The 9,786-nt window shown below is 71.6% G+C and carries 8 protein-coding genes; 2 read left to right on the top strand and 6 right to left on the bottom strand.

Translation table 11 applies throughout. The features are described from left to right. Positions 1-27: 27 nt before the first annotated feature. From ABD330_RS26700 to ABD330_RS26725, 6 genes are all read right to left on the bottom strand, one after another. Positions 28-1,053, bottom strand: a complete 1,026-nt coding sequence (locus ABD330_RS26700) for a rod shape-determining protein (protein WP_104820811.1) — start codon at positions 1,051-1,053, stop codon at positions 28-30. 297 nt (positions 1,054-1,350) lie between these two features. Then, entirely contained in the window at positions 1,351-1,764 is a 414-nt protein-coding gene (gene ndk, locus ABD330_RS26705) for a nucleoside-diphosphate kinase (protein ID WP_344468559.1), read from the bottom strand. A gap of 255 nt (positions 1,765-2,019) precedes the next feature. Then, the gene (locus tag ABD330_RS26710; RefSeq protein WP_344468560.1) at positions 2,020-2,343 is read right to left on the bottom strand and encodes a DUF4233 domain-containing protein; all 324 of its coding nucleotides are present in this window, start codon (positions 2,341-2,343) and stop codon (positions 2,020-2,022) included. 2 nt (positions 2,344-2,345) lie between these two features. Next, complete coding sequence (gene folC / locus ABD330_RS26715; RefSeq protein WP_425555645.1) at positions 2,346-3,746, bottom strand: bifunctional tetrahydrofolate synthase/dihydrofolate synthase; 1,401 nt, start codon at positions 3,744-3,746, stop codon at positions 2,346-2,348. Positions 3,747-3,855: 109 nt separating this feature from the next. After that, a complete protein-coding gene (locus tag ABD330_RS26720) occupies positions 3,856-4,389 on the bottom strand; it encodes a hypothetical protein (protein ID WP_344468561.1) in 534 nt (177 codons plus the stop codon). A 695-nt stretch (positions 4,390-5,084) separates the two neighbouring features. Continuing rightward, positions 5,085-7,712 carry a valine--tRNA ligase gene (locus ABD330_RS26725; protein ID WP_344468567.1) on the bottom strand — a complete coding sequence of 876 codons (2,628 nt, stop codon included), beginning with the start codon at positions 7,710-7,712 and terminating at the stop codon, positions 5,085-5,087. Between the two features lie 249 nt (positions 7,713-7,961). Between ABD330_RS26725 and ABD330_RS26730 the strand changes: the two genes are divergently transcribed. Continuing rightward, a complete protein-coding gene (locus ABD330_RS26730; protein ID WP_344468562.1) occupies positions 7,962-8,828 on the top strand; it encodes a hypothetical protein in 867 nt (288 codons plus the stop codon). A gap of 224 nt (positions 8,829-9,052) precedes the next feature. Next, positions 9,053-9,712 carry a hypothetical protein gene (locus ABD330_RS26735; protein WP_344468563.1) on the top strand — a complete coding sequence of 220 codons (660 nt, stop codon included), beginning with the start codon at positions 9,053-9,055 and terminating at the stop codon, positions 9,710-9,712. Positions 9,713-9,786: the final 74 nt, after the last annotated feature.

Genomic DNA, 9,786 nt, shown 5'->3' on the forward strand with positions numbered 1-9,786 from the left:
TGGAAGACTGTCTGTCGCCGGAGCCGGCTAGCGGCGCGGCTGGGCGTCGAGGACCTGCTGGAGGGCCTCGAACTCCTCGACGCACTTGCCGGAGCCGAGTGCGACCGAGTCCAGCGGGTTCTCGGCGATGTGGATCGGCATGCCGGTCTCGCGGCGCAGGCGCTCGTCCAGGCCGCGCAGCAGGGCGCCGCCGCCGGTGAGCACGATGCCACGGTCCATCACGTCGCCGGCCAGCTCGGGCGGGCACTGGTCGAGCGTGGTCTTCACCGCGTCGATGATGGAGTTGACCGGCTCGTCGATGGCCTCGCGGACCTCGGCGGCGGAGATCACCACGGTCTTCGGCAGGCCGCTGACCAGGTCGCGGCCGCGGATCTCGGCGTGCTCGTCCTTCTCGCCCTCCAGGCCGAAGGCGGAGCCGATGCTCATCTTGATCTGCTCGGCGCTGCGCTCACCGAGGAGGAGCGAGTACTCCTTCTTGATGTGCTGGACGATCGCGTTGTCCAGCTCGTCGCCGGCCACCCGGATGGACTGCGCGGTGACGATGCCGCCGAGCGAGATGACGGCGACCTCGGTGGTGCCGCCGCCGATGTCCACGACCATGTTGCCGGTGGCCTCGTGGACGGGCAGGCCCGCGCCGATCGCGGCGGCCATCGGCTCCTCGATGATGTGCACCTGGCGCGCACCGGCCTGCGAGCTGGCCTCGATCACGGCGCGGCGCTCCACCCCGGTGATGCCGCTGGGCACGCAGACCACGACGCGGGGGCGGGCGAGGTAGCGGCGGCGGTGGATCTTCAGGATGAAGTAGCGGAGCATCCGCTCGGTGATCTCGAAGTCGGCGATCACTCCGTCCTTGAGCGGCCGGATGGCGACGATGTTGCCGGGCGTGCGCCCGATCATCTTCTTGGCCTCGGAGCCGACCGCCAGGATGCCGCCGGTGTTGGTGTTCACGGCGACGACGGACGGCTCGTTGAGGACGATCCCCTTGCCCCTGACGTACACCAGCGTGTTGGCAGTGCCGAGGTCGATCGCCATGTCACGGCCGATGAACGACAGGTTGTTGGCCATGGGGTGTGGAGTGCCTTCCCGGGCTCGGAGTCATCAGACGACGGGGAGTTGGGCGGACACCAGCTGAGCAGCCGTACCGGGCCCGTGAGTTGTGTCCATCGTAGCCACGCCGGTCAGCTCGAACGCGACGTCCGGCATACACCCCATTGTCCGGGGTGTGACTACTTCTCCCTGGATTGGGACGCCGTGTCGGGGCATGGAGTTCCGTATTTGAGGATCAGAATCTCAGATTCACCTGGTCGGGCCAGAGTGGGGGTCCCACCTGGCCCGACCAGGGCGAACCGGTCACGCGTGCGAGGGGAAGAAGATCTTGATCTCGCGCTCGGCGGACGCCTCGGAGTCGGAGGCGTGGATCAGGTTCTCGCGGGTGATCGTGGCGAAGTCACCACGGATCGTGCCGGGGCCGGCCTGCAGCGGATCGGTCGCACCGGCCAGCGCGCGGATGCCCGGGACGACGTTCTCGCCCTCGACGATCAGCGCGAGCGACGGGCCGGAGGTCATGAACTCCAGCAGCGGCTCGTAGAACGGGCGGCCGATGTGCTCCTCGTAGTGCTGCTCCAGCGTGGCCCGGTCGAACGTGCGCAGCTCGACGGCGGCCAGCCGCCAGCCGGCCTTCCGCTCGATCCGGCTGATGATCTCGCCGGCCAGGCCGCGGCTGACGGCGTCGGGCTTGAGCAGAACGAGAGTGCGCTGGGACACGGTGCGGCTCCTGGGGATTGGGTACGGCATGGTGTATGCGGCTACCCCTGAGGTTACCTTGCGTGAGCAGCACGTCCGTGCGAGCCGCGCTCCGCGCGCGGGGAGTCGTACCCGCCCGGGCAACCTACGCACGTGGGCAACCAGATCAGGGGCGCGGGGAACTGCGCGCGCAACCGTGCACCTTCGTGGGTGCCTGGTCGCGCAGTTCCCCGCGCCCCTGGGAGGGTGCATGGCTGAGGCGTTGCCCCGGCGGGGCTACGCGCGAGCTGCCTTGATGGCGTCGATCTTGCGGCCGTAGTGGACCGAGCACCACCAGAGGCCGGCGAAGACCGCACCGACGACGTACATCATCGGGAGGACGGTGCCGCTGGCGATCAGGGCGATCTGGAGGGCCCAGCCGACGGGGACCGCGCCCGGACGGCTGAGGGTGCCGCAGAGCAGGACGCAGAGCACCATGGCCGCGCCGGTGACGGCCCAGATGGTCGCCGACGGGACGTCGGTGAGCCGCATGGCCACCAGGCCGCCGAACAGCAGCACCAGGACCTCGCCGATCAGGGTCGACGAGCAGAGAACCCGCATGGTCACTTCCTCCCGAGCAGCAGGCGTGCCTCGCCCACCGTGATGACCGAACCGGTGACCAGGACGCCGCAGCCGCCGAGGTCGCCGTCCTCCTCCGCCAGGGTGACGGCGGCGTCGATCGCCTCGTCGAGGCGGGGTTCGACCTGGACCCGGTCCTCGCCGAAGATCTCGACCGCGAGGGCCGCGAGCCGGTCGACCGGCATCCGGCGGTGCGTCGAGTTCTCCGTGACGACGACCTCGGCGAGCAGCGGCTCGAAGGCCGACAGCAGGCCCGAGACGTCCTTGTCCCCGCTGGTGGCGATCACGCCGACCAGCTTGGTGAACCCGAAGGACTCGTTGATCGCCGCGACGGTGGCCTCGGCCCCGGCCGGGTTGTGGGCGGCGTCCAGCAGGATGGTGGGGCTGCGGCGGACGACCTCCAGCCGGCCCGGCGAGCTGACGCCGGAGAAGGCCTGCCGCACCTTGTCGATGTCGAGCTTCCCGGCCCGCGCACCGCCGATGCCGAAGAAGGCCTCGACGGCGGCCAGCGCCATTGCCGCGTTCTGGGCCTGGTGCTCGCCGTGCAGCGGCAGGAAGATGTCCTCGTAGTCCTCGCCGCCCAGGCCGCGCAGCGTCACCAGCTGCCCGCCGATGGCGACCTCGCGGTGCCGGACACCGAACTCCATGCCCTCGCGGGCCACCGTCGCGTCCACCTCGACCGCGCGCTTCAGGATGGTCTGCGCGGCGTCCAGCTGCTGCTGCGCGACGACCGCGATGGCGCCCGGCTTGATGATCCCGGACTTCTCGACCGCGATCTCGCCGGTGGTGTTGCCCAGCTTGTCGGTGTGGTCGAGCGAGATCGGGGCGATGACCGAGACGTCCGCGTCGATCACGTTGGTGGCGTCCCAGGAGCCGCCCATGCCGACCTCGACGACGGCGACGTCCACCGGGGTATCGGCGAAGACCGCGTACGCCATCGCGGTGAGCACCTCGAAGAAGGAGAGCGCGACGGGCTGCTGCTCGTCGACCATCCGCAGGTAGGGCTCGATGTCGCGGTAGGTCTCGACGAACAGCTCGGGGCTGATCGGCGAGCCGTCCAGGCTGATCCGCTCGGTCACCGACTCGACGTGCGGGCTGGTGTAGCGGCCGGTGCGCAGCTCGAAGGAGTTCAGCAGCCGCTCGACCATCCGGGCGGTGGAGGTCTTGCCGTTGGTACCGGTGATGTGGATCGAGGGGTAGGCGCGCTGCGGGGAGCCGAGGATGTCCATCAGCGCCGCGATCCGGTCGAGCGAGGGCTCCAGCTTGTTCTCCGGCCAGCGCTGCGCGAGCGCGGCCTCCACATCGGACAGCTCGGCCGCCGGGGCGGCGGGGTCTGCGCTCGTGGGGCGGATCGTGTACGGGTTCTGCTCGGCCTTGTCGCTCACGTCCCCAGTCTACGGAGCCGCCGGCCTCCGCAGGCGCCGCCCCGGGGGTGTGCCGCCGGGGCCCGTCCCGGCCGGCCGTCGTGCCCGGTGATCCGACCGGTCTCCCCCGCTAGGACTGCCGGGCTTCCGGGATCCCGGGGGCCCGGCCCGTCCGGCCGCCGTGGCGGCGCCGCAGTTCGGCCGCGACCTCCTCCGCCTCGCCCTCGGGCAGCAGCGGCAGCATCATCGCCACCGCCTGGAGCAGGCCGCCGAGCAGGTAGGTGGTGTCCGCCGTGGCGCCGACCAGCGTCTGCACGGTGCCGACGTCGCCGTCCGCGACCGCCTCGACCAGGCGGGCGACGTCGGCCGTCTCCTCGTCGACGGCCACCGCCGAGGTGTCGCCGGGGGCCCGGTGCGCCAGTGCGCGCAGCACCCGGTCGCCGACCTCGGGGGCGTACGCCTTGCGGACCGCCTCCGCGGCGATCCACACCAGCAGGGTGGTGACCTCGCGTTCGACCTGCTCCTCGAAGAGCAGCTCCAGCTCCTGGTCGAAGGCCAGCTGGTTGCCGTGCCGGAAGGCCAGCAGCAGCGTCGCCGCCCGGGCCTTGGCGGCCTCGACCGCCTCCGCAGGCAGTTCGTCGGCCAACTCCTTGGTCACCGCCATGCCGTGCCCTCCCGTCAGTCGCCACCACTGCCGAACTCCTGCTCACCGTACACAGTGGAACTCCAAGTTCCGGTGAACCCGCGCGTGTAACAGGCAGGGATAATCGGCGCAACTCGAAGAGTCCGGCATTGCACCGGAAAGGGGCCGCGCTATCACGGCCGGGATGGCGGCCCGGTATGCCGCACCGCTATCGGTGTCGAATCGGACCAATTCAGCTCAAACACCGACCGCGAAACCCGCCGGAGCGCCCCGGCCTCCCCGGCGCCGCGCCCGGAGCCGGCCGCCACCCGCACCACCTGCCCGGTCTCCCGGCAGATCCGGTGTCCGGCCGCGCAGCAGGGCTCCTCCGCCGGTGCGGAGGACACCGTCCCCGTCACCTGGCCGGCCGGTTCGGGCGGAGCACGGCCCGGGGTCGGATCGAATCTCTTCGTGCACATCTGCCACCGGCGGGAGCACAGGCGGGAATTCGGCCGAACGGGCTATCAGGAACCCCGGATAGCCCGCCGAATAGCGATCGTGACGACGGCCGGACCGGGCCGGGAGTTTCGCCCCGGTGTTATGCAACTCCCTTTGCCGGAACGCCAGAAGAGCGAAAGTACGGAACAGTGCAGCAGGGCGGCAGGGCCGGGGAACGGCCGAGGGCCGCGCCCTCCGCTCGGTGCGGGAGGCGCGGCCCTCGTGGAGGTGCCGGCGGGTCAGCCCTGCGGCAGGGCGGCCAGCTGGGCGGTGAGCCGGGCGATGTCGGCCTCGGCGGCCTCCTGGCGGCCGCGGATCTTCGCCACCACGTCGTCCGGCGCCTTGCCGAGGAAGGCCTCGTTGCCGAGCTTGGCGGTGGTCTGGGCCTTCTCCTTCTCGGCGGCCGCGAGGTCCTTGGTGAGGCGCTTGCGCTCCGCCGGGACGTCGATGGTGCCGGAGAGGTCCAGCGCGACGGTGGCGCCCGCGACCGGGAGCGAGGCCGTCGCCGAGAAGCCCTCCTCGGGGGCGGTCAGGCGCAGCAGCGAGCGGATCGCGTCCTCGTGCCCGGCCAGCGGCGTGCCGTCCAGGTCGAGGGTGGCGGGCACCTTCTGGCCCGGCTTGAGACCCTGGTCCGAGCGGAACCGGCGGACCTCGGTGACCACCTGCTGGAGCACGGCGACCTCGGCCTCGGCGGCGGCGTCCCGACGGGCCGGGTCGGCGGCCGGCCACTCGGTGACGACCAGCGACTCGGCGCCGGTGAGCGTCGTCCACAGCGTGTCGGTGACGAACGGGACCACCGGGTGCAGCAGACGCAGCGTCACGTCCAGCACCTCACCGAGCACCCGGCGGGCGGCGTCGGCCTGCGGGCCGCCCTTGGCCAGGGTGGTCTTGGAGAGCTCGACGTACCAGTCGAAGACCTCGTCCCAGGCGAAGTGGAACAGGGTGTCCGAGAGCTTGGCGAACTGGTAGTCGTCGTACAGCGCGTCGGCCTCGGCGACGGTCGCCTGCAGGCGGGAGAGGATCCAGCGGTCGACCGCCGTCATCTCCTCGGGGGCCGGCAGCGGGCCGTCGACCGTGGCGCCGTTCATCAGGGCGAACCGGGTGGCGTTCCAGATCTTGTTGCAGAAGTTGCGCGAGGCCTGCACCCAGTCCTCGCCGATCGGCACGTCGGCGCCGGGGTTGGCGCCACGGGCCAGCGTGAAGCGGACGGCGTCGGCGCCGTAGGCGTCCATCCAGTCCAGCGGGTCCACGGCGTTACCGGAAGACTTGGACATCTTCTTGCCGAACTGGTCGCGGACCAGACCGGTCAGCGCGATGGTGTGGAACGGCGCCTGGCCGTCCATCGCGTACAGGCCGAACATCATCATCCGGGCGACCCAGAAGAAGATGATGTCGTGGCCGGTGAGCAGGACGTCGGTGGCGTAGAACTTCTCCAGGTCCGGCGTCTGCTCGGGCCAGCCGAGCGTCGAGAACGGCCACAGGCCGCTGGAGAACCAGGTGTCGAGGACGTCCGGGTCCTGGTGCCAGCCCTCGCCGGCCGGCGGCTGCTCGCCGGGGCCGACGCAGACGACCTGGCCCTCGGGGCCGTACCAGACCGGGATGCGGTGGCCCCACCACAGCTGGCGCGAGATGCACCAGTCGTGCATGTTGTCGACCCAGCTGAAGTAGCGGCCCTCCATCTCCTTCGGGTGGATCTGCACCCGGCCGTCGCGGACGGCGTTGCCGGCCTCGGTGGCCAGCGGCTCGACCTTGACCCACCACTGGAGCGACAGGCGCGGCTCGACGATGGTGTGGCAGCGCGAGCAGTGGCCCACGGCGTGCATGTAGGGGCGCTTCTCGGCGACGATCCGGCCCTGCTCGCGCAGTGCGCCGACGACGGCCGAGCGGGCCTCCAGCCGGTCCAGGCCGAGGAAGGGGCCGTGCACGGTGATGGCGCCGTGCTCGTCCATCACGGTCAGGTTGGGCAGGTTGTGCCGCTGGCCGATGGCGAAGTCGTTCGGGTCGTGCGCCGGGGTCACCTTGACCGCGCCGGTGCCGAACTCCGGGTCGACGTGGGTGTCGGCGACCACCGGGATGCGACGGTCGGTCAGCGGCAGCGCGATGGTGCGGCCGATCAGGTGCGCGTAGCGCTCGTCGTCCGGGTGGACGGCGATCGCGGTGTCGCCCAGCATCGTCTCGGCGCGGGTGGTCGCGACCACGATCGAGTCGTCGCCGTCGCCGTAGCGGATGGAGACCAGCTCGCCGGGGCTGTCCTCGTGCTCGACCTCGATGTCGGAGAGCGCGGTGAGGCAGCGCGGGCACCAGTTGATGATGCGCTCGGCGCGGTAGATCAGGCCGTCGTCGAAGAGCTTCTTGAAGATGGTCTGGACGGCCGTCGAGAGGCCCTCGTCCATGGTGAAGCGCTCGCGGGACCAGTCCACGCCGTCGCCGAGGCGGCGCATCTGGCCGAGGATCTTGCCGCCGTAGTTCTCCTTCCACTCCCAGACCTTCTCGACGAAGGCCTCGCGGCCCAGGTCGTGGCGGGAGAGGCCGGTCTCGGCGAGCTGCTGCTCGACCCGGTTCTGGGTGGCGATGCCGGCGTGGTCCATGCCCGGCAGCCAGAGCGTCTCGTAACCCTGCATCCGCTTACGGCGCGTCAGGGCGTCCATCAGGGTGTGCTGGAAGGCGTGGCCCAGGTGCAGGGCACCCGTGACGTTCGGCGGCGGGATGACGATGGTGTAGGCGGGCTTGTCGCTCTTCGCGTCGGCGGTGAAGTAGCCGCGGTCCACCCAGCGCTCGTACAGCGCGCCCTCTACCTCCGCCGGGGCGTAGGTCGTAGGGATGCCCCCGCTGTTCGCGGGAGATGCAGCTGCGTCGTCCCCGGGCATGGAGTTCTCGGGGCGCTGGTTCGTCGTGTCGGTCACGACACACAGTTTACGTATGCCGGGGGGCGTGTTACGAACCGGTTCTCCACCGACCCGGCACGAGCCGTCCGGACGGCGCGGCGGCGAGGTGCGGTAGCGTGCCCCGTTGTTCGTACGGTCATTTCGTACGAATGGTTGGGGCCGTCCTATCAACGGCACCGACACACCGGCACCGACAGGCCGCTCCCGGGCGGCGGGGGAGAACAGCGACCGATGTACGGCCAGGGGCAGCAGTATCCGCAGGGTCAACCGCAGCAGCCGTACGGGCAGCCGCCGCAGTACGGCGCACCGCAGCAGCAGCCGCCCGCCTACGGGCAGCCCCCGCAGCAGCCCGGCTACGGCCAGCCGCCGCAGTACGGCGCACCCCAGCAGCAGCCGCCGCAGTACGGCGCGCCGCAGCAGCCCGAGCAGGGGTACGGCTACCCGCCGCAGGCCCCGTACGGCGCTCCCGGCGGCTACCCGCCGCCCCCGCCGAAGAAGAGCAACACCGGTCTGGTGGTCGGCCTGGTGCTCGGCGCGCTGGTGCTCGGCGGCGGCGGGATCGCGGCGGCCGTCATGCTCAGCGGCAAGAGCGGCACCGGCGGCTCGACCGCCGGCAAGTACAAGCTGGTCGCGCCGGCCACGGTCGGCGAGTACACCCAGAAGTCCAAGAACGTGAGCGCCGGCGACCAGACCAAGCGCGGCAGCGGTGTCTCGTACGACGGCAGCCTGCTCGCCACGTACACCAAGGGCGGGGACGCCACCGACACGATCACCGTCGGCGGCTCGTACGGCACGATCGACAGCCCGGCCGCGGTCATCGCCGAGTCCGGCACCCAGATCGGCACCAAGATGACCTGGAAGACGCCGCTGACCAGCGTCGACGCGGCGGACAAGCAGGACCCGGGCGGCAAGATGGAGTGCGGGGTCGCCTCGGGGAGCGGGTTCGACCTCCCGATATGCATCTGGACCAACCACTCCACCGCGGCCTCTGTCAGCTTCAGCCACTTCTCGCTGAGCGGCGGCGTCACCCCGATCTCGCAGTCGGACGCGGCGGCCGAGACCCGCCTCATCCGTGACGCGATGGTCGTCCCCAAGTAGCCGGAGCGGCCGCGCCCGACTCCCCCGGTCCTCCGTTCGAAGGCGAACCCGCTGTGTCCGAGCCCCTGTCCGCGCCAGGCCACGAACCGCATCCGTTCGGCGTACCGGCGCCGGCACACGCCCCCACGCCGGTACCCGCGCCCGTCCGGCCGCCGTACCCGCCGGGTCAGCCCTACGGCGCTCCGCCGCCCGCCGGGCCGCCCCACCAGCAGTGGGGGCGGCCGGTGCCGGCGCCGGACCGGACGGCGGCCGCGTACGGGTACCGGCCGCAGCCGCCGGTGCGGTCGCGCAGGCGGCTGCGGATCGCGCTCGGCTCCGCCGGGGCGGTGCTGCTGCTCGGCGGCGGCCTGCTGGGCTACTTCGTCTTCGGCACGGCCTCGGACACGGACACCCACAAGGTCGTGCTGCCCGACACCTTCCAGGGCGTCCAGCGCGACTCGGGCAACCCGCTGGCGCAGCAGCTGGGCAGTAGCGTCCAGGAGCAGTTCGACAAGGGCGGCCACGCCGGGCGGCCGACCGCCGTCAGCGCGGTGTACGCGGACAAGAAGGCGGGGAAGGCCGTCGCGGTGTTCGGCGGCTACGGGGCCGTACTCGCCCCGAGCACTCAGGTGGACGCCTTCTTCACCACCTTCGAGCAGGGCCCGGGCGGCCAGGGCAGCACCTTCGCGGGCCGGCGGAGCTTCCCCGCCGGGCCGCTCGGCGGCACGCTGTCCTGCGAGGCGATGAAGGCCGCCACCGAGACCGACAGCCTCTGCGTCTGGGGCGACGGCAGCTCGGTGATCGCGGTGCTGGCCGGCCAGGCGGGCTCCACGGCCACCCCCGACCTGGCCCAGGCCGCCGCCACCGCGCTGGAACTGCGGCAGGCCGCCGAACTGGCCAGGTAGGCACCCGGCCGGGCACGAAGAGGGGCGCGGGGAACTGCGCGAAGCGGGAGGCAACGGTCCGTGGCCTCCCGCTT

The organism is Kitasatospora kazusensis (assembly GCF_039529945.1).
GTDB lineage: Bacteria > Actinomycetota > Actinomycetes > Streptomycetales > Streptomycetaceae > Kitasatospora > Kitasatospora kazusensis.